Here is a 23,403-nt window from a genome sequence, read left to right as displayed (position 1 = left end):
GGGATAGTCACAACGCAGCTTTCTATGGCCTCGATTAGGCCATTACTATAGCGACTGAAGCGGTTTTGTCTATGGTTTATCTGCGGTTTTAAGGAAATCGAGTCAGGCTTTAAGCGTCTGCTGGAGAGCGGTTAAAGCGCGCGGCAGGGCTGCCGCGCGCTGCGCAAACAATTACAGCGCGGCGATGGTTTCGCGCTGCTGCTGTAGCTTGCTCAGGGCCGATTGCTGTTGGCTGAGCTTGTCCCGCTCTTTTTCAACCACGGCTGCTGGGGCCTTGTCGGTAAAACCGGGATTGGAAAGCTTACCGCTCAGACGCTGGATATCTTTGTCCAGCTTTTGAATCTCTTTATCCAGGCGCGCCAGCTCGGCGTCTTTGTCCACCAGCCCCGCCATGGGGACCAGCACCTCCATATCGCCCACCAGCTGCGTGACCGAGGGCGGGGGCGTGTCGCCAGCTGCCAACACGCTAACCGTGTCCAGTTTGGCCAGCTTGGTCAGAAAGGCGCGGTTGTCGGTCAGGCGACGCTGATCGACCGCAGAGGCATTTTTAAGGGTGACGTCCAACGCCTTGCCGGGGGGCACATTCATCTCGCCGCGAATATTGCGTACCGCCACAATCATGGCCTTAAGCCACTCGGCGTCGGCGACGGCATCGTCGTCTTGTGCGCGGCTGTCGGCCTGGGGATAGGCTTGCAGCATAATGGTATCGGCTGCGGCCTCACTGCCAACAACGCCGGCAATCGGAGCCACCCGCTGCCAGATTTCTTCGGTGATGAAGGGCATAAAGGGGTGAGCGAGACGCAGTGTGGCTTCCAATACCCGGATCAGGGTCCGGCGAGTGCCGCGCTTGGCCTCCGCAGAGGCATTGTCGTCCCACAATACTGGCTTGGAGAGTTCCAAATACCAGTCGCAGTATTCGTTCCAGATAAACTCGTAGATTTCCTGGGCGGCATGATCGAGGCGGTAGTTGTCCATGGCCTTGGCGACATTGGCTTCGGCTTGTTGCAGGCGAGCAATGATCCAGCGGTCTGCCAGGCTTAGTTCCACAGCTTCATTGTTAACGCCACAGTCCTCACCCTCGGTGTTCATCAGCACGTAGCGGGCGGCGTTCCAGATTTTGTTGCAGAAGTTGCGGTAACCTTCCAGGCGCTTCATATCCCAGTTGATATCCCGGCCGGTGGAGGCCAGTGAGTAGAGGGTAAAGCGCAGGGCGTCAGTGCCGTGGGCGCCGATGCCTTCGGGGAAGGTTTTGCGGGTCGCCTTGGCGATTTTCTCTGCCAACTGCGGCTGCATCAAGTTGCCGGTGCGTTTGGCCAGCAAATCGTCGAGGCTGATGCCGTCAATCATATCCAGCGGGTCGAGGACATTGCCCTTGGACTTGGACATTTTTTGACCCTGCTCGTCGCGGATCAGGCCGGTGACGTAGACGGTCTTGAAGGGGACTTGTGGACTGCCGTCGTCGTTTTTCATGAAGTACATGGTCATCATAATCATCCGGGCGACCCAGAAAAAGATGATGTCAAAACCGGTGACCAGAACGTCAGTGGGGTGGAAGGTCTTCAGGCGTTCGGTTTGTTCCGGCCAGCCCAGGGTGGCAAAGGTCCACAAGCCGGAGCTGAACCAGGTATCCAGCACGTCGTCGTCCTGTTTCAACGCCACGGTGGCGTCGAGCTGGTACTTTTCCCGGGCCTCGTCTTCGCTACGGGCCACGTAGATATTGCCGGCATCGTCATACCAGGCGGGGATGCGGTGGCCCCACCACAGTTGCCGGGAAATACACCAGTCCTGCAGGTCCCGCATCCAGCTGAAGTACATGTTCTCGTACTGTTTGGGGACAAACTGTATACGGCCGTCTTCCACCGCCTCAATGGCGGGCTTGGCTAACTCGGCAGTGGCCACAAACCACTGGTCGGTAAGCATGGGCTCGATAACCAATCCGGAGCGGTCTCCCCGGGGCACTTTCAGACCGTGGTCTTCAACCGCTTCCAGCAAACCCTGGCTGTCCAGGTCGGCGACGATGGCCTTGCGAGCGTCGTAGCGATCCAGGCCGGCGTAGCTGGCTGGCAGCGTGCCGTCCAGGTCGGTATTGGCGCTGCTGTCGCTATTGAACACTTCCGCCTCAGCGCGGATGGCGGCGTCCTGGTCCATCACATTGATCATCGGCAAGCTGTGGCGCTGGCCAACCGCGTAGTCGTTGAAATCGTGGGCCGGGGTAATCTTGACGCAGCCGGTACCAAACTCCCGGTCGACATAGTCGTCGGCAACAATGGGGATGCGGCGCTTCACCAAAGGTAATTCGACAAACTTGCCCACCAGGGACTGGTAGCGCTCGTCGGCGGGGTTTACCGCAACGGCGGTATCGCCCAGCATGGTTTCCGGTCGGGTGGTGGCGACGACCAAGTAGTCCTTGCCGTCCGCCGTGGTGGCGCCGTCGGCCAGCGGGTAGCGGAAGTGCCACATGTGGCCCTTCTCATCTTTGTTTTCCACCTCCAGATCAGAGATGGCGGTGTGGAGTTTGGGGTCCCAGTTAACCAGGCGCTTGCCGCGGTAGATCAGGCCATCGTCATACAGGCGGACAAACACTTCCTGCACCGCTTTGTAAAAGCCGTCGTCCATGGTGAAGCGCTCGTGGTCCCAGTCCACCGAGGCGCCCAGGCGGCGCAACTGGCGGGTGATGGTACCGCCGGACTCTTCCTTCCATTCCCAGACCTTATCGATAAAGGCATCGCGGCCCAAATCGTGACGGCTTTGGTTGTGCTCGGCGGCAAGCTTGCGCTCCACTACCATTTGGGTGGCGATACCGGCGTGGTCGGTGCCGACCTGCCACAGGGCATTGGCACCCTTCATCCGCTGGTAGCGGGTCAGGGCATCCATGATGGCGTCCTGAAAGGCGTGCCCCATATGCAGGCTGCCGGTGACATTAGGCGGCGGAATCATGATGGAGTAGGGCATGCCGCTACCCTGGGGCGCGAAATAGCCCTGGCTTTCCCAGTGCTGGTACCACTTGTTTTCGATGTCGCCGGGTTGAAAGGTTTTGTCCATGATCGTCCGTATAGTAGAGCTGGCAGGAATGCGGCGTTTTGCCGAGAAAAGCCGGTAAGTATACTGATTTTTTATTCAGTGAAGCAAAAATTGCTACCTGTAACGGCCCAGCTGCAACAGTTCGCCGGCAGCAGCTTGGTCAACCTTGTTCGCTTGGATGGTGGGCGTTCGAGAGCCGGCTCCGCTTGCTCGCACCGGCCGAGTTCAGCGTTAATCCTCTTGCTGACTTTGCCGGTAGAGTCGCTCCAGCTCGGGTTTATCCAGCTCCAGTAGTCGACGCCGCAGGGCGGCCTCCAGCTCCGGCATCATGTCGTCGATAAGAGATTGGATAAACACTTCTCGTTCGTGACCCGTCTCTTCGCTGCCAGGGCGCTGGCGTTGCACCGTTTCTGGGGGTTGCAAATGGGGCGATGGCTCGATGATGTCGTCCAGAACCGGGATGGCTTGGGGATCGATATCTGACGGGTGATCCAGAGAATCCTTTAGGGCCTCCAGCTCGCTGAGTAGTGGCGCAGTGCGATTGTCACGTGGGGGCTGGGAATCGTCGGTCATCAGTGTCATCCCGCCGCAATAGGGTGATTGTGTAAGGGATAGCCGGCCTGGCGATAGTGGCTGTAACGGCCCCGGGAGGCCGATAACCACGGCTCGTCCTGACTGACGATCTCGGCGAGTCGTTTAAAGCGGCTGAAGGTGCTGGGCACCGCCGTGGTCAGGTTTATCATCACGTCGCAGTGTTCACCGGTGTGGTGCTCGGTGCCGATGGCGATATGAGCATCATCCTGCCCCGCCAGCGCGTGGGGTACAAAGCTATCGGCGCGAAACTGCCACAGCAATTCGTCCACTGTCGTCATATCGGGCTCATCCACGCAGATATAGCAGCGGTGGCCCTTCAAAAACGCTTTCTCCGCCAGACGACAGGCGTAGTTCAGGGCGGCCTGCCGGCCGCCCTGCTGGAGGATGTAAAAATCCACCCGAGTCATGGTTGTTACTTGCCCGCTTTACTGAGCAAGTATTCGCAGAGCAGGCCGACAGGGCGGCCGGTGGCCCCTTTTTGCCCGCCGGAGAGCCAGGCGGCGCCGGCGATATCCAAATGGGCCCAGCGATAGTCTTTGCAGAATCGCGATAAAAAGCAGGCGGCGGTAATACTGCCGGCTTCCGGACCACCTATATTGGCGATATCGGCAAAGTTACTGTCCAGCTGGCGTTGGTAGTCATCCCACAGCGGCATTTGCCAGGCGCGATCCTGGGCCCGCTGGCCACAGTCCATTAACTCGCTGGCGAAGTCGTCCTGGTTGCTGTACAGGCCAATGGCGTGTTTGCCCAGGGCAACCACACAGGCGCCGGTGAGGGTGGCGATATCTATCACCGAGGCGGGCTTGTAGCGGCCCGCATAGGTCAGGGCGTCACAGAGTACCAGGCGGCCTTCTGCGTCGGTATTGAGTACTTCAATAGTCTGGCCCGACATGCTGGTGACCACGTCTCCGGGTTTGGTGGCGCCGCCACTGGGCATGTTCTCGGCGGCGGCGATGATGCCTACCACATTGACTTTGGCACCCATTTCCGCACAGGCCTCCAGGGTGCCGACAACGCTGGCCGCGCCGCACATATCGAACTTCATCTCGTCCATTTTGGCGCCGGGCTTGAGGCTGATGCCGCCGGTATCAAAGGTAATGCCTTTGCCCACCAGTACATGTGGCGCGTCGGTTTTCTTGCCGCCCTGGTATTCAATGACGATCAGTTTGGCAGGTTGATCGGTGCCGGCGGTGACGGACAGCAGTGAGCCCATGCCCAACTGTTTCATCTTGGCTTCTTCCAGCACACTCACTTTAACGTTGTCGAAGCGACGGCCCAGTTTGCGGGCCTCTTTGGCCAGGTGGCTGGGGGTGCAGATATTGCCTGGCAGGTTGCCCAGCTCACGGGCGGTGTTGACCCCGAGACCGATACCGCGGCCGGTGTTCACAGCGGCGCGGTTGGCGGCGGTGTTAGCGGCCTGCAGCGTGACCTTGCGCAGGCTGCTGGCGGCCTTGGGCTTGCTGACCGTGGCGGTGTAGCGATAGCCTGCTACTTCGATCAGCTGGGCGGCGCGCTGAAGCGGCCAGGAGGCGTCCCGATCACTGACGGTGAGGTCGGTAAAGGCGATGCTCAGGTCCCGGCACAGGCTGGTCACCGGTTTTTTCAGGCAGGCATTGATCAGTTTGTCGAACTGCTGGGCGCTGACGGCGCTGTCTTTGCCCCGTCCCACCAGCAGCAGACGCTTCGCTTTGATGCCCGCCGGGGCCGGTAGCAGTAGGGTCTCACCCAATTTGCCGTGGAAGTCGCCGCTTTTAACCAGTGCGCTAAGCTGGCCATTCAGCGCGGTATCGATTTTCTTTACCGCGGCGTCCCGCAGGCCGCTATCGCAAAATACCGCCAGGCAGTCGCCTGTCTGGCCAGTCAGATCGGTAATCGGTTTCAGAGTTATTTGCATCTATTCTCTCGCAGAGTATGTTCATATTGGCGATAATGCCGCGCTATCGTGGCGGTGCTATCGCCCTAACTGCCCTAGTCGCCGCGCTCGAGTATACACGCAGGTATGTAGTAGAAACGCAATAATCTCGGGCGGTTACAACCAAAATAGTGTAAAGGGTATCATCGGCGCTTGGAACCGGTGTACCCGCCTCTGGAGAAGGCTTTGATCTTATTCCGCTATCTGGCAACGGAAATACTGAAGTCGGTATTCGCTGTCACGCTGACCTTGTTGGCGATCATTATGAGTGGCCGCTTCGTCAAGTACCTGGCCCAGGTGGCGGCGGGGGACTTTGCGCCGGACGTTTTGTTTTTGATCATGTTTTACCGCTTGCCTGGCTTCCTGGAGGTGGTGCTGCCTCTGGGGCTGTTTATCAGTGTATTACTGGCCTGCGGTCGCCTTTATGTCGACAGCGAAATGACGGTGATGAGTGCCTGTGGCATGAGTCGGCGCCGGCTGCTGTTTATGACCCAACTGCCGGCGTTGATGGTGGCCGCTGTGGTTGCCTATATCAGTATGGTGGTAACCCCGGCGGGCATTCAGGCTTACGCCCAAAAGCTGGCGGAGAGTCGCGCCGAAATTGGTGTGAAGGCCGCAGTGGAAGGGCGCTTTCGGGTGGATAAAGACAGTGGTCGGGTCACTTATATCGAGAGCACTCAGCGCAGCGACCAGAGCATGAGCGGCGTCTTTATTGCCCAACCTGAGCCGGTGGCCGAGGATGAGAGACCCTTGGTGTCGGTGATAACCGCCGATCGCGGCCGCTTTAATATCGATGAGGACAGCGGTCTTCGCCATCTGATTTTGGACTCTGGCGTGCGCTATGTGGGAGTGCCGGGGCATATGGATTTTCAGGTGACCCGCTTTGAGCATCTGAGCCAGTTGTTACGGGACCCGGAGATCAAGACCTACCGACAGGAATTGGACGGCAAAGACACCCGGGACCTGTGGGGTTCTGGCGACCTGGAAGATATCGCCGCACTGCAGTGGCGGGTATCACTGGCCTTGCTGGTGCCGATCGCCACCTTAATCGCGGTAGCGCTGAGCAAAACCAATCACCGCAGTGGACGTTATAGCAAGATGTTTCCCGCCTTTATTCTCTACATGTTTTATTTGGTGGGGCTCAATGCCGTAAGGGATGCTATTGCCAAGGGGCAGTGGCCGGTTTTTCCGGGTATGGGGGCCGTCCACCTGCTGTTTTTGGTGACGGGGTTGTTACTGCTGTATTGGGACAGTATACGCCGACACATTTGGTTGCGGTTTAGACGGGCTCGCTATGCTGATTCTTAATCGCTACATCGGTCGTACCGTCACCGGCGCCATTCTGTTGGTGCTGATGGTGATTGTGGGTATCGATCTGCTTTCAGAGTTGATCGATGAACTGAAAGAAATCCGCGGCGACTACAACTTTGTCGAAGTGCTTAAATATGTCGCATTGGTGGCGCCGGGCAGTATCTACCAATACCTGCCTTTTGCCTCGCTGGTGGGGTGTCTGGCCGGCCTGGGAATGTTGGCCAGCAGCAGCGAGCTGGTGGTGATGCGAGCGGCCGGGGTGTCGACCCTGCGTCTGGTGGTGGCGGTAATCCGCCCCACCTTGTTGCTCACCCTGATCGGTTTGGTGACAGCGGAATACATCGCCCCGGCGACCCAGCAGATCGCCGAGAGTCAGCGGGCGCTGGCATTGCAAAAAAGCGCGGCCATTCACTCTCGTCATGGTATGTGGCACCGGGAAAGCAACGAATTTATGCACTTCAATGCGGTGCAGCCCAACGGCGTGCTCTACGGGGTCAGCATCTATCACTTTGACGACCAGCGGCAACTGGTGGGCAGTACTTTTGCCGAGCGGGCCAGTTACCTCGGCGGGCTGTGGTCGCTGGAGGATGTGAGGAAGGTGTCCCTGGGTGAAGAGGGCGCGGTGCAGCAGCTATACCCTGAGCTGCAGTGGGAGACTGGGCTGAGCCCGGAGCTGCTCAATATCCTGGTGCTGGAGCCCGATGATCTGTCGATCAGCGGTTTGTGGCAGTACGCCGACTACCTGCGCCAGCAGGGCCTCAATGCGGGGGATTATCAGCTGGCGTTCTGGAATAAACTGCTTCAACCGATAACGATACTGGGTATGGTCTTTGTGGCGATATCGTTTATTTTTGGTCCGCTGCGCAATGTCACCATGGGTTTTCGCGTCTTTGTCGGGGTGATGGTGGGCATAGTGTTCCGCACCCTGCAAGATATTCTCGGGCCTTCTAGCATGGTTTATGGCTTTGACCCAATCTATGCCAGCCTTACCCCCATCGCCATTTGTTTCGTGATCGGTACACTGCTGATGATGCGGCGCGCCTAAGGACTAAGTTGATGAATTTAGTGAGTTGATGGAATGGTTTGGTGGCCGGCTAGTCCTTTGGCAGCCGGTCAAGGCGAGTGCGGGAGGCGATGTCGTGCCAGGCGCGGCCCTCTTTGTCGATCCAGACCCAAAAATAGCCCAGTCCCCCCAGCAGCAGCGACAGGCTGCCCACCAAAATGCGAATCAGGCACTGCCCCCAACTGGGAGCCCCGCCATCAATATCCCGCAAACGCAGCCGCCAGGCCTGCATGCCCAGGGTCTGGCCGCCCTTGCGCCAGAAATAGCCGTAGAACACCACGATCACCGCCAGCAAGTAAAGCTGGTAGAGCAGGCCGTGAAACGGCTGGTTGATTTGGTGGACCACCGAGTCGTTGGCCGGGGTACTGCCCAGATTATCGGCATTGAGGATAAGCTCGGGAATCAGGGTAGCGACAAACAGCGCCGCAAAAAGTAAAAAGCCGTCGTACACCATGGCGGCAAAGCGGCGCCAGACACCGGCGGGGAGCATTTGAATGTTGTTCTCGGTCATTTGTTTCGTCCAGTTTAGCGGACGACAGTGTACCGTCACTGTTGTAAAAAACGTAGGCGGACTTGGACTAGGCTCAGCTAAAAACTGAGATCTACACCGAGTTGAAGGGCGTCGCTATTGGCTCTGACGTTGTAATCCAGTTGGTAGCGACTCACCCGCTGTATTTTTATCCGGCCGTCCTGGTCGGGCAGGAAACGCTGGGCTCCGGCACTGCGCTGATAGAAGGATTTGTACAGGGCTTTAACGGCAAGCTTTAGCAGCTCTGCTTGGGCGTCGTTGTTGGTCTTGGCTTTATGCTGGTTCATCCAAATGCGATTAAATCGCGCCTGGATGTCATTGTGGGCATTGTAGCGGCCAGATTCCTTATCTAATTCAATGCAAAAGCGTATGGTGGGCTGGTATCCCGGTTGGTGGTTGCGGGGCAGGGTCAGGCTGCCGGCGTCGCCGGACCAGCGGGAATCGGCAAAACAGGCTGAGTTGGACAACAACAGGGCAAGGGCGGCGGTGATATAGCCAATCCTTAGGCGGGGTGTGCACTTGTCACTGCTTGAATTTCGCGGTTTCATTGGCGCGACCATTTTCCGTAATTTATTCTGTGACCCGTCAATATGCTCAGACTAGTGATCGCGCCCTGGAGTCGGAATAAGTAAATGTACAGCCGTCATTGGGGAAGGCTACGGACGTGCCTGGCGCCAGCCGGCAAACTGCCTGGTGATAAGGCAAAACAACAACAACCGCCCGAATAACAGGAATGTGAAGTAATGCGCATTTTATTGATAGAAGACGACGCCAGCGTGGCCGAATACATCGTCAAGGGGCTGCGGGAAAGCGGCTACCAGATCGATCATGTCGACGATGGCAAGACCGGCTTGGTGAAGGCGACGGCAGAGACCTACGATGCGCTGATTGTGGACAGAATGCTGCCCAACGTGGACGGTTTGACCATTATTCAGACGCTGCGGGCCTCAAACGACAATACCCCGGTACTCATACTCAGCGCACTGGGTGAAGTTGACGACAGGGTGAAAGGCCTCAAGGCCGGCGGCGATGATTATCTGGTCAAACCCTTTGCCTTTGCCGAGTTGCTGGCTCGCATAGAAGTGATCCTAAGACGCCAGGAAACCGGCTCAACGGTGACCCGATTGAAAGTGGCCGACCTGGAGATGGACCTATTGGCCCACAAGGTGACCCGCTCAGGTCAGGTCCTCAATCTACAGCCCCGGGAATATAAGCTGTTGGAGTATCTGATGCGCCATGCCGGGCAGGTGGTGACCCGGACCATGCTGTTGGAGAATGTCTGGGACTACCATTTCGATCCCCAGACCAATGTTATTGATGTCCATATCAGCCGTTTGCGGCAAAAGATCGACAAGGGCTTTGACCGGCAGTTGTTGAATACCGTACGCGGCGCGGGATACATGCTCGATGCTGCTGACTAAGATTTTCAGCAGTTTCACTTTTCGCTTTCTGGTGGGCTATGTTGCCTGGCTGAGTGTATCGGTGTTTCTGGTGTTAACCACCATTTACGCCTTCATTGCCTACGACTTCTTCAAAGAGGTCCACCAGTCCGTCAACGACGAGCTCAGTCAGCTCACTACCGCCTACCAGCAAGGCGGGGTGCCGGCTGTGGACAGTTTTGTCGCTGAACACGGCGGACCCAAGCGCCTGATCCGTTTTTTCTATTTTGTCGGCGACGAGAACAAACAGAAAATAGCTGGCAATTTGGATCGCTGGCCCGATACCACTGAATACCGCAGCGGCTGGCAGGGCTTTGATTTAGAGACACTGACCAGTATTACCGATCCGGTAGGCACTGAGTTTATTGCCCGGTCGATTCAGTTGGAGAGTGGCGAGCACGTTATGGTGGCCCGCCATTATGCTGATGTGCTGAACAGCACCAAGTTGGTGGCGGGGGCGTTGATCCGCAGCATGGTGGCCACCATCTTTGTTGGCACCATCGGCGGTGCAATCACCGCGGCCCTCACCCTTCGCCAGATTGAGAACTTCAATACCAGTTTGCGCCGCATCATGATGGGGGATTTCTCCGAGCGGGTGGACTCGTCCCACGCCCGCGGCGACATGAAACACTTGGCGGAAAACGTCAACAAGATGCTGGACCGGATCGAAGTGTTGATGAATGGTGTCAGGCAAGTCTCGGACAATATTGCCCACGATTTGCGTACACCGCTGACTCGGCTTCGCAATCAGTTAAGCGAGCTCCATACCGAGTGTGACTCTCCCGAGTTGCGTGATCGGATTGCCGGACTGTTGGAAGAGGCGGACGGCCTGCTGGGGACCTTTGGTGCACTACTTCGGATTGCCCAGGTGGAGTCTGGTAATCGCCGCTCTGGTTTTGGAGCCGTGGAATTGTGCACCCTGGTTACCGACGTCGTGGACCTCTACGAGCCCCTGGCTGCCGACAAGGATCAGCACTTCCAAACCGCGTTGGCCCGGGTGGGTAGCATCAACGGCGATCGCAATCTGCTGTTTCAGGCGGTCGCCAATCTGGTGGACAACGCCATTAAATATACGCCCCACGGTGGCACCATTCATGTGGGCCTATCGGTCGAGCCGGACTATTACCGCATCGCGGTGGCGGACAGCGGCGAGGGCATTCCCCGGGCCGATCGCGATAAGGTCTTTCAGCGCTTTTTCCGGGTTGAAAGCAGCCGGGGGCGCCATCCCGGCAATGGTCTGGGGCTCAGCCTGGTGCTGGCAGTGGTAAAACTCCACGACGGTGAAATTTTGTTGGAGGACAACCATCCGGGACTCAGAGTTGTGGTACGCCTGCCGCGAACGGCCCGGGCTGCAGAGCCGGCGTTAGCCGTCCTTTAGGGCCAGATGGCTGGTATTCGGCGCCGACACCGGCGCCGGGGCCTTGGCCTCGCGGAGGGGGGTGCCGACTTCGGCAACGCTGAGTTTGGCGGTCATGGCATCCAGGTCACGCTCCACTGACTGGTGTTGTCCGCCTAGATCGGCGCCGGCCTCTGCGACGCTAAGGTGGCTGGTGTCAGGTGCAATGGCTGTGGTGGGTCTGGACTCTGAAAGTTGGCTGCCCACGCTGGAAAGACTGAGATCGGGGACGTCAATATTTGCCTTGGCTTGAGCGGGGCGCTCTTGCTGTCGGAGAACGGGGGTGCCGACCGGGGTCAGTGCCAGGGGCTCACTGCTGGCTGCGGCCGCGTGCTCGGCAATCGCGGCGGCGGTCCTGTCCTGGGTCTTCTCAGGCTCGCAGAGTCGGGCCTCGGTTAATATGCCCAGCTTGTCAAAACCCTGTTGGTAGCGATTTAACTCGTCTTCACTCAGGGCTTTGCGAATGCGGGTGGCTTTCCCTGCGAGCAATTTCTGCACTTGCTCCGGGGGACGCTTAAAGAGCGCTGACAGCTGGCGCAAGGCGGCCTCTCGGTCGCAACCGAGCGCCAGTTCTCCGCTTAGATAAAGGTCATATCGCGCGTCTGTCATTGTCCTGGATTGCCATCACGTAATGGCTGCTCCCGTGGCATTCGTTCTAATAACTTACCAGACTAAATCAGCGAGTGTTACTATTCCACAACCCATTTCGCAATAACCAGCAATAAACGGAGCGGACACTGAGTAATCTCGATATGGAAGCGGTCCCCACCCGCTACGCAAAATCGCTGTTAAGCTTGGCCACCGAGCGGGGATACGACCACAACGGTATTCTCAAATCGGCAGGTATCTCCTTCAACCCTTTCAATCCCCGGGGCGCGGATTACCAGGCCAGCATATCCGCCATGCAGTACACCCGCTTGTACCAGCAGGTACTCAGCCTGTTGCAGGACCAGGCCTTTGGGCTGATGCTGGGGCACAGCGTGTCTCCGGGGGCGTTCCGGATGATGTGCTACTGCCTGCTGGGCTGCGAGAACCTGGGTAAGGCGATTCGCCGGGCCTGCGAATTTTTCCGCATCTTTTTTAACTCCGATGCCCATATCCACCTGGATACCCGCAAAGACAATGCGATAGTGGGCTACGGCAGCGTCAAAAAGGGCTTTGCTGGCGACAAAGTGGATCTGGCCGATGTCTACGGCCTGTGCATTTGGCACCGCTTTTTCTGCTGGTTAGTGGGGGGCAGTATCGACCTCAAGGAAGTCCGGTTTGCTGGACAGGCCCCCGAGGGTCGGGGCCGTATTGCCAAGTACCAGGCTCTGTTTGATTGCCCGGTATATTTTGGCCAACTGCGGGACGAATTTGTGTTCGAAAACCGCTATTTGTCTTATCCCCTGGTACAGAATGAGCGCAGCTTAAAGGAGTTTCTCCGCGCCGCGCCCTATCCGTTAATGGTCATGCAGCACAACCGGGATGACGGCAGTATTGTGGCGCGGGTGAGAGCAATGATCGGCCAGGATTTTTCCCAGGGCTTTCCCAGTTTTGAGCGTATTACCGAGTCGTTGAATATGTCGGCGCCGACCTTGCGGCGGCGTCTGAAAAAAGAGGGCACCACCTTTCAGCAGCTTAAAGACGAGTGTCGTCGCGATGCCGCCGTGGCCTATCTCAGCAACTCCGAACTGTCCATCAATGCCATCGCGGCATTGATGGGGTTCACCGACCCATCGGCCTTTCACCGCTGTTTTAAGAAATGGACCGGGATGACGCCCGGTGAGTACCGGCAACAGGAGCGCGACGCCGGAGAAGGGGCGCAATAGCACAACACGCCTCAACTGGGGCTTATGTCTGCAAACTGGCTGTGAAGCGCTCAGCTGGTCATCGGTTTTTGTTATCTCCTTGACCCCTAATGTCATTGTTCACTGACGCCCGCTGGGTAGAGTGGGGCGCCATTGGTAGCAATCAGTGAGCACATCCCATGGCAGACGCATTTATCTACGATGCAATCCGCACGCCCCGAGGCAAAGGTAAGCCCGGCGGTGCCCTCTACGAGGTCAAACCCATTGATCTGGTCAGCAACCTACTGCACGCCATGCAGCAGCGTCACGACCTGGACACCTCTCAAGTCGAAGACCTGATACTGGCCTGTGGTGAGCCGGTCAAGGAACAGGGGCAGAACATCGCCAAGGCGGCGTTGATCTATGCCGGCTGGAGCGATCAAGCAGTGGGGGCGCAATTGCACCGCTTCTGCGCGGGCGGCCTCGATGCGGTCAATATGGCGGCGGCGAAGGTGTCGGCGGGCTTTGAGGATTTGGTTGCAGCGGGTGGTGTTGAATCCATGTCGCGGCTGGGTATCGGCGCCAGTGGTGGTGCAACCGGCGACCCCTGGGTGGCCATGAAATCCTACTTTATCTCCCAAGGGCTCGGCGCCGACATGATAGCGACCCTCGATGGTTTTAGCCGCGAGGATGTCGATAGCTATGCGCTGCGCTCCCAACAGCGCGCTGCTGCTGCCCGGGATGCCGGCTACTTTAAATCGATGGTGCCGGTGGTGGACATGAACGGTGTCAGCATTCTGGATAGGGACGAGCTGATCCGCGAGACCTCTCTGGATGCGCTGGCCACCCTCAAGCCCGCATTCAAAATGTTTAACGACTTTGGTCACGGTGGCGTTGCTAAATTGCGCTACCCGCAGCTGGAGGATATCCACTGCGTCCACACCCCGGGTAACTCCTCCGGCATTGTCGATGGCGCCAGCTTGGTGCTGGTGGGCAGTGAACAGGCCGGCAAAGACAATCAACTCACGCCCAGGGCGCGGATTGTCAGCTGTGCGGTAACCGGCAGCGAGCCCACCATCATGCTAACCGGACCGGCACCGGCCACCGAGAAAGCCCTGGCCAAGGCCGGTTTGTCTGTTGCCGATATTGACCTATTTGAACTGAACGAGGCCTTTGCCTCGGTGGTGTTGCGATATCAGGCGGCGCTCGATATCCCTGACGAAAAGATCAACGTCAACGGTGGCGCGATAGCGATGGGGCATCCCATCGGTGCTACCGGTGCGATGCTGTTGGGCACCGTGCTGGATGAGCTGGAGCGCCGCAATCTGAAGCGGGGCTTGGTGAGTTTATGTGCCGGCGGTGGGATCGGCATTGCCACCATCATCGAACGGGTTTGAGTCGGCCACGCGGGAACCGGAGACAACAGATATGAGCTACATACAGTTACAGCAAGACGCCGATGGCATCATCGAATTAATCTTTGATCAGCCCGGCAAAACCGTCAATACCATGGGGCGGGAATACGACGAGGCCATGCAGGCCTGTATTCGGGAATTGAGCGAACGGGTCGATGCCGGTGGTGTGACGGGCATTTACGTGCGCAGCGGTAAGCCTGGGCAGTTTTTTGCCGGTGGCGATGTCGATGAAATGCTGGCGATGGACCTGAACCCGCCCGCGGAGGAAAAAGCTCGGATGTACGACGGCGTTATGGCCACCAAAGCACCGTTGCGTACTCTGGAAACCCTCGGCGTCCCGGTCGCCGTGGGAATTAATGGGCCGGCCTTGGGGGGCGGTTTTGAGATAGCCCTGGCCTGTCATCACCGGGTTGCCCTTAAAGGTGTGCAAGTGGGATTGCCCGAGGCAATGATCGGCTTGATGCCCGGCGCCGGTGGTGTGGTGCGTATGACCTACCTGCTGGGGATGCAGGAAGCGATAGGCCTTATCAGCCAAGGCAAGCGTCTGCCAAGTGAAAAAGCCCTGGAGAAAGGCCTGATTGACGAGTTGGCCGACTCTGAAGAAGAACTGGCCAGCAAAGCTAAAGCCTGGATCAAGGCGCGTGCCGGTGAGGACGAGCCGGTACAACAGATTTGGGACAGGGCCGGATACAGTATGCCCGGTGGTCTGCCGGATGACGACGCTAACCAAGGCTTGATATTTTTTGGCCCCGCCAACGTCATGGGGCAGACTAAAAATCTGATGCCAGCCCAGAATGCGATCTTTGCCTGTGTGGTGGATTGTGCCCGGGTGGATTTTGATACCGCGCAGAAAATCGAAGGCCGATATTTCCTCAGCCTGCTACTGGATCAGACGGCCCGCAATATGATGACGGCCTTCTTTGTGCAGATGGAGGCGCTCAACAAGGGTGCCAGTCGCCCGCAAGGCATTGAGCCCAGTAGCTGCAAAACTTTAGGTATTCTCGGAGCCGGACAGATGGGGGCAGGCATCGCCACCGTAGCCGCGCAAAAGGGCATTAAGGTGGTGTTAAAAGACGTCAGCCTGGATCGTGCCGAGCAGGGCAAAGCCTATGCGAATGCCTTTTATCAGAAAGGGATCAGCAAGGGGAAGCTGGACGAAACCAAAGCCCAAGCCTACTTAGACCGGATCGTGGCCACTGAAAACTATGCCGACCTGGCCCACTGCGACCTGGTGATCGAGGCCGTGTTCGAAGATCGCGGTGTGAAGGCTAAGGTGACCGAGGAATGTGAAGCGGTACTCAATGAAAGCGCGGTGCTGGCTTCTAACACCTCGGCACTGCCGATTTCAGAGTTAGCCGAGGCCAGCTGCCGGCCCCAGAACTACATCGGCATGCACTTCTTTTCCCCGGCTGAAAAAATGCCGCTGGTCGAGATTATTCGCGGCAAGGATACGGCTGATGCCACCCTGGCAAAAGCCTTTGATTTGGCCCAGCAACTGGGCAAAACACCCATCGTCGTCAATGATGCCCCTGGCTTTTTTACCACTCGGGTGATTGCCACAACGGTATCTCAAGGCGCCGAGATGTTGGAAAGTGGCGTTAATCCCGTGTTGATCGAATCCGCCGCTCGGGATAACGGCTCGCCAGTCGGGCCACTGGCGGCGATCGATGAAATCAGCCAGCAAACAGCCTACAAAAATGGCCTCCAGGCCAAAGCTGATGCCGAAGCCCAAGGTCAAACCTGGCAGGAAAATGCGGCGTCCAGGGTATTGGATCGTATGGTCAATGAGTTTGGACGGCTGGGCAAAGTTCACGGCGGTGGCTATTACGACTACCCCGAAGGGGCGAGCAAACACATTTGGCCCGGCCTAAAAGCGGCGTTTGCGCCACAGGGCTATGCGGATATTCCCTATCAGGACATCAAGGACCGTCTGTGGATGTGCCAGTGTCTGGAGGCGGTGCGGGCTATGGAAGAGGGCGTTATCGACAATATCGGTGACGGCAATATTGGCTCGATAATGGGCATCGGCTTCCCGGCTCAAACCGGCGGGGTATTCCAGGCTATCAACGCCTATGGGCTAAAGGCCTTTGTCGCCCGAGCAAAAGAGTTGCAGGAACGCTACGGCGACGTTTTCGCGGTGCCGGCGCTGTTGGCGAACCGCGCCGAAACGGGAGAGTCCTTCCTGTAAAAAGTGGCGCGGCGCGGCCAGACCCTGTAGATTATTGCGACGCAATGTCGAGATCACTGGGGGCCTTTTGTCGGCGTCCCCGGCGCTGAGCCGCGCTGCTAACCTTGCACCGGGATGGACAGTACTTTGTCGGATACGGTTTGCGTTGGACACGTATCGCACTGGACTTGAGGCGCGCGGTTAGGTAGTTCCCCGATTTGGATACCATCGGGGATTGTGCTATCAACACCGATTGCTTTGAACTGGGCGGTATTGTCGACATGAAGGGTGAGCCTTTTCCGTTTTTTCAACCTATCGTGGACGTGAGTCGGCTCACGGTCGCGGGGTACGAGGCCTTGGCACGCAGCCGTGATGACGACGGCGCGGTGATCAGTCTGGGGCCGGTATTCAGCGATCCGTCCATCGATCGCAATACTCTCCGAGAGATCGACCGCAGTATTCGCCGGCAGGCGATAGAGAGGCTCTCGGCCTGTTCTGACGACACTTTCCTAAGTCTGAATATCTCTCCCGAGTGGATGCACTATGTTGGCGTCGGCGATGCGGTACCCACCATCGAAATGGTGCGGGAGGCCGGCCTAGATCCACAGCGGATCGTGATCGAGATTGTGGAAAGCTCAGGTGACCACACGTCAATGCAACGGCTGTTGGATCGCTATCGTCAGGAAGGCATGCGGATAGCCATTGATGATTTTGGCGCCGGCCACTCTGATATGCGTCGCCTGGTCGCCCTGGAACCGGACATCATCAAACTGGATATGATGCTGCTGAAGCGGGCTATGGCCGGAGGGGTTTTACAGGATGTGCTTCACAGCATATCCCAGCTGGCTCAGCGCAACGGCTGTGACTTACTTTGTGAAGGGGTGGAAAATGAGGAGGAGCTGCGCTTTGCCTTGGATCACGGCGCCCGTTTTCTTCAGGGTTACTACCTTTGGCAGCCCCAGGCGGAGTTGATTGATGCTGATGAGCCAGCGGCGCGACTCAATCCATTTTTACGCCAATATATGGACGACAAAGTGCATGTCGAACGGGTAAGACAGCGATTCACTGAAGGCGTAGAACAGTATCTGATCGCGTTGTGTAGCCTTATAGAGGAGGGCCGGATAGCGCTGGGTGCGCTCCCGACAACTCCGCAAGGTTTGATTCGATTCTATATATGTCGGACCGATGGCTTTCAGGAGTCGCCAAACTACGAACCCCGCAGTGGTGTCGGTGCTGGGGGAGGAGAGGGCGTTGGTGCAAAGGCAGAAGATACCTGGCGGGTCGACCCCAGTACCATCGGTCATAACCGTTGTTCCCGGCCTTATTTCCACCAGGTTCTAGCCCGCATTAAACCCCAGATGAGTCCGGTCCGCTCCAGTATCTATCGGGATATCGCCAGTGGGCAGTTGTGCCAAACGCTGGGGGTCATGGTCAGCGACAACCGTATTCTGTTTGCCGATTTCAGTTACTTCAGCGACCAACAATTAGCGGAGTTGGAAGTTTAAGGCCCGCTTGCCGGCAGATGACGCCAGGCTACAAAACTCTCAAAGATTATGTCTAACACAGTATTTACCTATGGCAGCCTGATGTGCGCAGAGATTATGTCTGCGGTCTGCGGCTACCCGCTGGTTGGCGAGCCGTCGATGGTCGATGGTTTTCGTCGCTTGAGCGTCACGGGAGAGGTGTATCCGGGTATGATTCCGCGGCCAGGGAGCGAGGTGTCGGGCATACTCTACCGGGGCATTAGTGGTGCGGCTTTAGCGAGGCTCGACGCCTTTGAGGGGGTGTATTACCGTCGCCAAGGCGTGTCGGTATTCACCCCGCCGGAGGGCACACTGCAAGCCTATTGCTATGTATTTCGTCCCCAGTTTTACCATCTGCTGGGTGACGAGCCCTGGGATTTTGAGACCTTTATGAAAACCGGAAAGGCCCGATTTGAGAGCCTGTTCGGCGCAACATATCGCGCTACTGAGGGCTGAAATCTAGATAAATTTCGCAGTGAATCTGCCTTGGAGACGCGCCCCGCATAAAACAGGCCTTTCGGGCCTTGGCGACAAACTGGCCGTCGCCACAAATATAGACTGCCGCACCTTGTAACTCCGGCAGTTTAGTCAGGGAGTCCGCAATCCAATCGCTACCTGAAGGGCGCAGGTCCAGCGTCAAAGCTTCGTTCTGTTGCCCCAGTGTTGCCAGCCGACTACCGAGATAGTGCGCCTGCTCTCCTTCGATACCCTCGGCCAGAAGAAACCCATTGGCATTGTGCTGGCTGAGCTGCCATTCCTCAAGCAGGGCGAGAATCGGGCTTAGGCCTGTCCCTTGGGCGATGAATACCGTAGGTTTGTCAGAGTGCGGGTCCCGCAGAGTGAAGTGACCAAACGGACCTTGCAGGCGCAGTGTCGCGCCCGGGTAGGCGATATCGGGCAGGCGGCCACTAAAGCCACCGTGTTGGCGATAGCGAATGTGAAATTCAAGCAGTTCGCTGTGGCGGGATGAGGCAACCGGTGAATAACAGCGGGCAGTATCGTCGTTCAGCAGCACCGTGAAATATTGTCCTGCTTGCCAGCGGGTCCGGGCAGCCAGTGATAATTTCAATACCCCTGGGCTAAGATGCTCCAGACCGACGACTTCTGCCGGGGTGGCAAAATCGGCTTCAGCCAAGCGCTGGGCCGACAAGGACGTTTGGGGGCGCAGCTGGCAACTCAGAAAGCAACCCAGCTCAACCTGCCTGGGGGTGAGCTCCCGTTGGCTGTTTGCGGGCAGAGGCCGGTCATCGGTGCGCAGCAGGCAGCTGTGGCACGCTCCAGCGCGGCAGCCATAGGGAATGGCTACGCCACCTCTGAGCAAAGCGTCCAGCACGCTATCGCCGGGCGCGAGGGGAAACAATTGACCATCAAATACGACGTGAAGCGCTGGGCTGGACATACTACTTCTCGTTGGCTACTACATAGAATACGGTCGCAGACGGGTTTTGCAGGGTAAACACACGCCCACTGCACGCCCAAAGTTAGCGCCAGGGCTGAAACCGGCTATACGGCATAAAAAGACGAATCTAGTTTACGGAGCTGACGGTGAAAGACAACGGTAATCCAGGGACTCCGCCCGCAGAGCGCGAAGCCACAACCCAGCATTGGGAACAGCGTGTTCTGAGTTCCTGGCAGGACAATGCCGCTGCCTGGACCGGCGCCATTCGAGAGGGGGCGATCGCCAGCCGGGAGTCGGTGACCAACAAGGCGGTATTGGAGGCCGTGATGACGGGCACACCTCTATCGGCCCTGGATATGGGCTGTGGCGAAGGCTGGCTGGTACGGGCCCTGGCACAGCGAGGTGTCGACTGCACCGGCCTTGATGCAACGGCGGAGTTGATCCGCCTGGCCCGGGAAAGCGGCGGTGGAGAGTTTCAGCAGCTTAGCTACAGCGAGTTTGCCCAGGCAGGCTGGCCCCAGTTGGTGGATGCCGTGGTGTTTAATTTTTCACTGCTGGGTGAGGAGATCGACGCCGTGCTGACGGCCGCGGGTCGGGCCCTCCACCCGGGCGGCCGCTGCGTGATTCAGACCCTTCACCCGGCCTTTGCCTGCCCCGATGACGGCTACACAGAAGGCTGGCGAGAGGGGAGTTGGCAGGGCTTTGATCAGCGCTTTCGCAACCCGGCACCCTGGTATTTTCGCCCTCTGGGAAGCTGGCTGGCACTGCTGGGGGGTTGCGGGCTTCGCCTGCTGGCACTTCGCGAACCCCTGGACCCGCAAACCCGGCGGCCTCTGTCGATGGTGTTGATCGCGGAGCCACAGCCTACTGTGCTTTAGCCGTCCTGCCCCTTTAGTTGATGAGCAGAATGCCATAAGCTGTAGCACCAGTGGCTTAGTTAAAAGTATTGAACAACAACTTTAAGTGGGGTCGGGATGTGAACAATACACACAGCAAGGTGGTGGGCTATATCCTGTGGGTGTTCGGGTTTATGGGAGCGCACCGGTTTTACTACGGTCGACCTATCACCGGGACGCTGTACTTTTTTACTCTAGGCCTGTTTCTGATCGGCTGGATTGTCGACCTTTTCTTGATACCCGGTATGGACCGCAGCGCGGATCGAAGCTATGTGTCCGGTGCCACCGACTACACCGTGGCGTGGATACTGCTGACATTCTTGGGTGTGTTCGGTCTACACCGTTTTTATATGGGTAAGTGGGTAACCGGCATCCTCTATCTGCTCACTGGCGGTGTGTTGCTGCTGGGCGTGATCTACGATTATTGGACCCTCAACCGTCAAATCAGTGAAAAAAACGCCGCCCTGTTTCGCTCCTAATGGCTCCCTGCTGCGATGCGTGTATTGCTGATTGGCCACGTTTGGCCAGAGCCCCGCTCATCGGCGGCGGGGCGCCGCACCCTCTCGGTGTTGGACCTGTTCGCTGACTTAGGTGCCGAGCTTCACCTTGCCTGCGCGGCAGCCCTGTCTGAGCTGGCCGAGTTCCCCGCTGAACTGGCGATCACCCCCACAGAAATTGCCCTCAACTGCAGTAGCTTTGATCGCTACATTGCCGAGCTTGAGCCCGATGTGGTGATCTTTGATCGCTTTATGACTGAGGAGCAGTACTCCTGGCGGGTGGAAAAGGTCTGCCCCAATGCGCTGCGAATACTGGATACTCAGGACCTGCACTGTCTGCGGGAGGCCCGTCGCCGCGCGATAGTAGCCGGCCGCGCCATTGGGGTCACGGAAGAAGATGATTGGCAGGGCGATGTCAGCCTTAGGGAGGTGGCGTCCATCTGGCGCAGTGATCTGACGCTGATGATCTCCAGGGCAGAAATTGCGCTGCTACAAAGCCGCTTTGGCATCACAAAGCGTCAATTGCTGTACCTTCCCCTGTTCACTAAAGGGCTAACCTTGTCGCCAATGGACTATAACCAGCGCCAACACTGCGTAGTGGTGGGCAACTTTCGCCACCGGCCCAATTGGGACGGTCTGCAGTGGCTGGCGCGGGAGATCTGGCCCCAGGTACGGCGTTTGGCGCCGGATATCCGCTGTCATATCTACGGCGCCTATCCGCCACCCAAAGCCCAGGCTCTGCACAGTGAAAAGGCCGGCCTTCTGGTACAGGGCTGGGCGCCCGACGCGGCGGCTGTCACGGCCTCGGCACGATTGTCGTTGGCGCCGCTGCGCTTCGGTGCCGGTCAAAAAGGCAAGCTCCTCGAGGCAATGGAATGGGCGACACCGTCAGTGACCACCTCGGTGGGCGCGGAGGGGATGGCCGAGGCACTCGACTGGCCGGGCAAAGTGGCCGATGAGCCCAGGGCCTTCGCCGAGGCAATCCTGCACCTATATCGCGATCAATCCGCCTGGCAAAGCGCTGCGGATCGAACAGAAGGGATCGTGAGCAAGGGGTTTGAAAAGGCCCGGTATAAGGCGGAGTTTGATCGCACTATCAGTGCTTTGCGCGCGGGCTTGGACGCCCATCGCCAGAGTAATTTTACCGGCCGGATGCTGCGCCACCATTCTCTGCGCAGCCACCAGTATTTTTCTCAATGGATTGAGGCCAAGAGCCGTTCCCAGGCTCAACAGTGAAGTAAGCCGGCTGGCGTGTCGACGATTCTATTTTTGCCTCGCCCCTTCACAACGCAGTGATGCTGGGCAGTAGCGCGGTGATAAAGTTGACTGAGATTGCAATTGTGGGGGGATTCTGCCAGTTTTGCAGATCGGTGGGACAGTTGTGAATGCCGGCTGTTCCCATGGTTGGAAGACTAACAATAACAAATGTACTGCGGCCTTGAAGCACCGAGCCGCGCTCAGACAGGGCTCGCTGTGTAAGCACGGCAAGTAACGCAAATAAAGTACGCTTTATGTGTTGCCGCTCAGAATCGCCCAATGTCTATTGATTTCCCAGCACGGGCGATGACTCAGAACAGGAGAATGGGTGGTATGGACCAAATGATCTTTGACTCACATTTGCATATCATCGACCCCGCCTTTCCGCTGGTTGCCAATGAAGGCTATATGCCACCGGCCTTTACCGTTGATGACTATGTGGGCTGCACCGCCGAGCTGGGTGTCGCCGGTGGCGCGGTGGTATCAGGATCGTTTCAGGCCTACGACCAGAGTTACCTGATCACCGCACTGGACAACCTTGGGCCGAGTTTTGTCGGTGTGACACAGCTGCCTGTCAGTGTCAGTGATGATGAGCTGATCGAACTGGACGGCCACCGAGTGCGGGCGCTGCGGTTTAATATTCGAAGGGGGGTCTCCGACTCGCTGGACAATCTCCAGGCGTTTGCCGAACGCGTTCACGAGCTGGTGGGCTGGCATGTTGAACTGTATGCCGATTGTGAGGCCCTGGAACACATGCAGGCGGCTGTGTGCCAGCTTCCCGCCGTCAGTATCGACCATCTCGGCCTCAGCAAAGCCGGGCTCCCGCTGCTGTACAAATTGGTTGAGAAGGGCGTGCGAGTCAAAGCCACCGGCTTTGGGCGGGTGGATTTTGCCGTAAGCCAGGTGGTTAAACGGGTCTACGATATCAATCCCGATGCACTGATGTTCGGTACCGACTTGCCCTCCACCCGCTCCCCACGACCCTTCAATGCCGTCGATATCGAGATTATCGGTAATGCCCTGGGGGATGCCGGCGCCCGCAAGGTGCTGTGGGAAAATGGCCGGGAGTTTTATCGCCTGGAAGTTTAAGGGCGAGCCTTTTGATGGAGTGAGTGTGCTTGCGCCCCCCGCGAGCCTTCATTACAGTGCCTCTCCTCTGCAATGGGGTGTGTGCTGAGTGGCACTAAGCCACTCACCGTACCAACTCACCCCGGC

At 57.9% G+C, this 23,403-nt stretch carries 21 protein-coding genes; 13 read left to right on the top strand and 8 right to left on the bottom strand.

Translation table 11 applies throughout. The annotated features are described in order from the left end of the window. Window positions 1–171 precede the first annotated feature (171 nt). The 4 genes from I6N98_RS11185 to I6N98_RS11170 form a co-directional block, all read right to left on the bottom strand. Complete coding sequence (locus I6N98_RS11185; RefSeq protein WP_198568447.1) at window positions 172–3,042, bottom strand: valine--tRNA ligase; 2,871 nt, start codon at window positions 3,040–3,042, stop codon at window positions 172–174. A 210-nt stretch (window positions 3,043–3,252) separates the two neighbouring features. Continuing rightward, on the bottom strand, window positions 3,253–3,594 hold the full coding sequence (locus I6N98_RS11180; protein ID WP_198568446.1) for a hypothetical protein: 342 nt from the start codon (window positions 3,592–3,594) through the stop codon (window positions 3,253–3,255). Between the two features lie 5 nt (window positions 3,595–3,599). Beyond that, complete coding sequence (locus tag I6N98_RS11175; RefSeq protein WP_198568445.1) at window positions 3,600–4,022, bottom strand: DNA polymerase III subunit chi; 423 nt, start codon at window positions 4,020–4,022, stop codon at window positions 3,600–3,602. Window positions 4,023–4,027: 5 nt separating this feature from the next. Next, window positions 4,028–5,509 (bottom strand): leucyl aminopeptidase, encoded by a 1,482-nt coding sequence (locus tag I6N98_RS11170; RefSeq protein ID WP_198568444.1) that lies wholly within the window; start codon window positions 5,507–5,509, stop codon window positions 4,028–4,030. Between the two features lie 204 nt (window positions 5,510–5,713). On the opposite strand from I6N98_RS11170, the gene lptF reads away from it, so the two are divergent. Then, a complete protein-coding gene (gene lptF, locus I6N98_RS11165; protein WP_198568443.1) occupies window positions 5,714–6,835 on the top strand; it encodes an LPS export ABC transporter permease LptF in 1,122 nt (373 codons plus the stop codon). After that, complete coding sequence (lptG, locus tag I6N98_RS11160; RefSeq protein ID WP_198568442.1) at window positions 6,822–7,883, top strand: LPS export ABC transporter permease LptG; 1,062 nt, start codon at window positions 6,822–6,824, stop codon at window positions 7,881–7,883. The genes lptF and lptG overlap by 14 nt, the downstream gene beginning before the upstream one ends. A 49-nt stretch (window positions 7,884–7,932) precedes the next feature. Here the strand turns inward: lptG and I6N98_RS11155 are convergent, their stop codons facing one another. Both I6N98_RS11155 and I6N98_RS11150 read right to left on the bottom strand, forming a co-directional pair. Then, complete coding sequence (locus I6N98_RS11155) at window positions 7,933–8,412, bottom strand: RDD family protein (RefSeq protein ID WP_232787316.1); 480 nt, start codon at window positions 8,410–8,412, stop codon at window positions 7,933–7,935. Between the two features lie 77 nt (window positions 8,413–8,489). Further along, complete coding sequence (locus I6N98_RS11150; protein WP_198568441.1) at window positions 8,490–8,978, bottom strand: hypothetical protein; 489 nt, start codon at window positions 8,976–8,978, stop codon at window positions 8,490–8,492. A gap of 195 nt (window positions 8,979–9,173) precedes the next feature. On the opposite strand from I6N98_RS11150, the gene I6N98_RS11145 reads away from it, so the two are divergent. Next, entirely contained in the window at window positions 9,174–9,851 is a 678-nt protein-coding gene (locus tag I6N98_RS11145) for a response regulator transcription factor (RefSeq protein ID WP_198568440.1), read from the top strand. Beyond that, window positions 9,838–11,247 carry a sensor histidine kinase gene (locus I6N98_RS11140; RefSeq protein ID WP_198568439.1) on the top strand — a complete coding sequence of 470 codons (1,410 nt, stop codon included), beginning with the start codon at window positions 9,838–9,840 and terminating at the stop codon, window positions 11,245–11,247. Before I6N98_RS11145 ends, I6N98_RS11140 begins: the two co-directional genes overlap by 14 nt. On the opposite strand, the gene I6N98_RS11135 is transcribed toward I6N98_RS11140, so the two are convergent. Next, a complete protein-coding gene (locus tag I6N98_RS11135) occupies window positions 11,233–11,874 on the bottom strand; it encodes a hypothetical protein (protein WP_198568438.1) in 642 nt (213 codons plus the stop codon). The two genes, I6N98_RS11140 and I6N98_RS11135, sit on opposite strands and share 15 nt — an antisense overlap. Window positions 11,875–12,017: 143 nt before the next feature. Between I6N98_RS11135 and I6N98_RS11130 the strand changes: the two genes are divergently transcribed. The 5 genes from I6N98_RS11130 (at window position 12,018) to I6N98_RS11110 (ending at window position 18,595) form a co-directional block, all read left to right on the top strand. After that, window positions 12,018–13,076 carry an AraC family transcriptional regulator gene (locus tag I6N98_RS11130; protein ID WP_198568437.1) on the top strand — a complete coding sequence of 353 codons (1,059 nt, stop codon included), beginning with the start codon at window positions 12,018–12,020 and terminating at the stop codon, window positions 13,074–13,076. Between the two features lie 158 nt (window positions 13,077–13,234). Next, entirely contained in the window at window positions 13,235–14,431 is a 1,197-nt protein-coding gene (locus tag I6N98_RS11125) for an acetyl-CoA C-acetyltransferase (protein WP_198568436.1), read from the top strand. 31 nt (window positions 14,432–14,462) lie between these two features. Beyond that, entirely contained in the window at window positions 14,463–16,637 is a 2,175-nt protein-coding gene (locus tag I6N98_RS11120; protein ID WP_198568435.1) for a 3-hydroxyacyl-CoA dehydrogenase NAD-binding domain-containing protein, read from the top strand. 197 nt (window positions 16,638–16,834) lie between these two features. Continuing rightward, window positions 16,835–18,121, top strand: coding sequence for an EAL domain-containing protein (locus I6N98_RS11115; protein WP_198568434.1), 1,287 nt, complete (start codon window positions 16,835–16,837; stop codon window positions 18,119–18,121). Window positions 18,122–18,169: 48 nt separating this feature from the next. Further along, window positions 18,170–18,595, top strand: a complete 426-nt coding sequence (locus I6N98_RS11110) for a gamma-glutamylcyclotransferase family protein (protein WP_198568433.1) — start codon at window positions 18,170–18,172, stop codon at window positions 18,593–18,595. Here I6N98_RS11110 and I6N98_RS11105 read toward each other — a convergent pair. Further along, complete coding sequence (locus I6N98_RS11105) at window positions 18,582–19,538, bottom strand: 2Fe-2S iron-sulfur cluster-binding protein (protein ID WP_198568432.1); 957 nt, start codon at window positions 19,536–19,538, stop codon at window positions 18,582–18,584. The two genes, I6N98_RS11110 and I6N98_RS11105, sit on opposite strands and share 14 nt — an antisense overlap. A gap of 146 nt (window positions 19,539–19,684) precedes the next feature. Here I6N98_RS11105 and I6N98_RS11100 point away from each other — a divergent pair, with 146 nt between their 5' ends. The 4 genes from I6N98_RS11100 to I6N98_RS11085 all read left to right on the top strand — a co-directional run bounded on the left by I6N98_RS11100 (window position 19,685) and on the right by I6N98_RS11085 (window position 23,277). Continuing rightward, window positions 19,685–20,416: a class I SAM-dependent methyltransferase gene (locus I6N98_RS11100; RefSeq protein ID WP_198568431.1), complete on the top strand. Its 732-nt coding sequence runs from the start codon at window positions 19,685–19,687 to the stop codon at window positions 20,414–20,416. A 98-nt stretch (window positions 20,417–20,514) separates the two neighbouring features. After that, window positions 20,515–20,913, top strand: a complete 399-nt coding sequence (locus I6N98_RS11095) for an NINE protein (RefSeq protein WP_420496965.1) — start codon at window positions 20,515–20,517, stop codon at window positions 20,911–20,913. 15 nt (window positions 20,914–20,928) lie between these two features. Continuing rightward, a complete protein-coding gene (locus I6N98_RS11090) occupies window positions 20,929–22,167 on the top strand; it encodes a glycosyltransferase (protein WP_198568430.1) in 1,239 nt (412 codons plus the stop codon). 354 nt (window positions 22,168–22,521) lie between these two features. Beyond that, complete coding sequence (locus I6N98_RS11085) at window positions 22,522–23,277, top strand: amidohydrolase family protein (RefSeq protein WP_232787315.1); 756 nt, start codon at window positions 22,522–22,524, stop codon at window positions 23,275–23,277. Window positions 23,278–23,403: the final 126 nt, after the last annotated feature.

Origin of the sequence: Spongiibacter nanhainus (assembly GCF_016132545.1) — a bacterium.
GTDB classification, from domain to species: domain Bacteria; phylum Pseudomonadota; class Gammaproteobacteria; order Pseudomonadales; family Spongiibacteraceae; genus Spongiibacter; species Spongiibacter nanhainus.
This window is presented reverse-complemented; position numbering and strand designations above follow the sequence as displayed.

Excerpts from the sequence above, each read along its gene's own strand:
- I6N98_RS11185 (WP_198568447.1), bottom strand. The coding sequence starts at position 3,042 with ATGGACAAAACCTTTCAACCCGGCGACATCGAAAACAAGTGGTACCAG.
- I6N98_RS11180 (WP_198568446.1), bottom strand. The coding sequence starts at position 3,594 with ATGACCGACGATTCCCAGCCCCCACGTGACAATCGCACTGCGCCACTA.
- I6N98_RS11175 (WP_198568445.1), bottom strand. The coding sequence starts at position 4,022 with ATGACTCGGGTGGATTTTTACATCCTCCAGCAGGGCGGCCGGCAGGCC.
- I6N98_RS11170 (WP_198568444.1), bottom strand. The coding sequence starts at position 5,509 with ATGCAAATAACTCTGAAACCGATTACCGATCTGACTGGCCAGACAGGC.
- lptG (WP_198568442.1), top strand. The coding sequence starts at position 6,822 with ATGCTGATTCTTAATCGCTACATCGGTCGTACCGTCACCGGCGCCATT.
- I6N98_RS11155 (WP_232787316.1), bottom strand. The coding sequence starts at position 8,412 with ATGACCGAGAACAACATTCAAATGCTCCCCGCCGGTGTCTGGCGCCGC.
- I6N98_RS11150 (WP_198568441.1), bottom strand. The coding sequence starts at position 8,978 with ATGAAACCGCGAAATTCAAGCAGTGACAAGTGCACACCCCGCCTAAGG.
- I6N98_RS11145 (WP_198568440.1), top strand. The coding sequence starts at position 9,174 with ATGCGCATTTTATTGATAGAAGACGACGCCAGCGTGGCCGAATACATC.
- I6N98_RS11140 (WP_198568439.1), top strand. The coding sequence starts at position 9,838 with ATGCTGCTGACTAAGATTTTCAGCAGTTTCACTTTTCGCTTTCTGGTG.
- I6N98_RS11135 (WP_198568438.1), bottom strand. The coding sequence starts at position 11,874 with ATGACAGACGCGCGATATGACCTTTATCTAAGCGGAGAACTGGCGCTC.
- I6N98_RS11130 (WP_198568437.1), top strand. The coding sequence starts at position 12,018 with ATGGAAGCGGTCCCCACCCGCTACGCAAAATCGCTGTTAAGCTTGGCC.
- I6N98_RS11125 (WP_198568436.1), top strand. The coding sequence starts at position 13,235 with ATGGCAGACGCATTTATCTACGATGCAATCCGCACGCCCCGAGGCAAA.
- I6N98_RS11120 (WP_198568435.1), top strand. The coding sequence starts at position 14,463 with ATGAGCTACATACAGTTACAGCAAGACGCCGATGGCATCATCGAATTA.
- I6N98_RS11110 (WP_198568433.1), top strand. The coding sequence starts at position 18,170 with ATGTCTAACACAGTATTTACCTATGGCAGCCTGATGTGCGCAGAGATT.
- I6N98_RS11105 (WP_198568432.1), bottom strand. The coding sequence starts at position 19,538 with ATGTCCAGCCCAGCGCTTCACGTCGTATTTGATGGTCAATTGTTTCCC.
- I6N98_RS11090 (WP_198568430.1), top strand. The coding sequence starts at position 20,929 with ATGCGTGTATTGCTGATTGGCCACGTTTGGCCAGAGCCCCGCTCATCG.
- I6N98_RS11085 (WP_232787315.1), top strand. The coding sequence starts at position 22,522 with ATGGACCAAATGATCTTTGACTCACATTTGCATATCATCGACCCCGCC.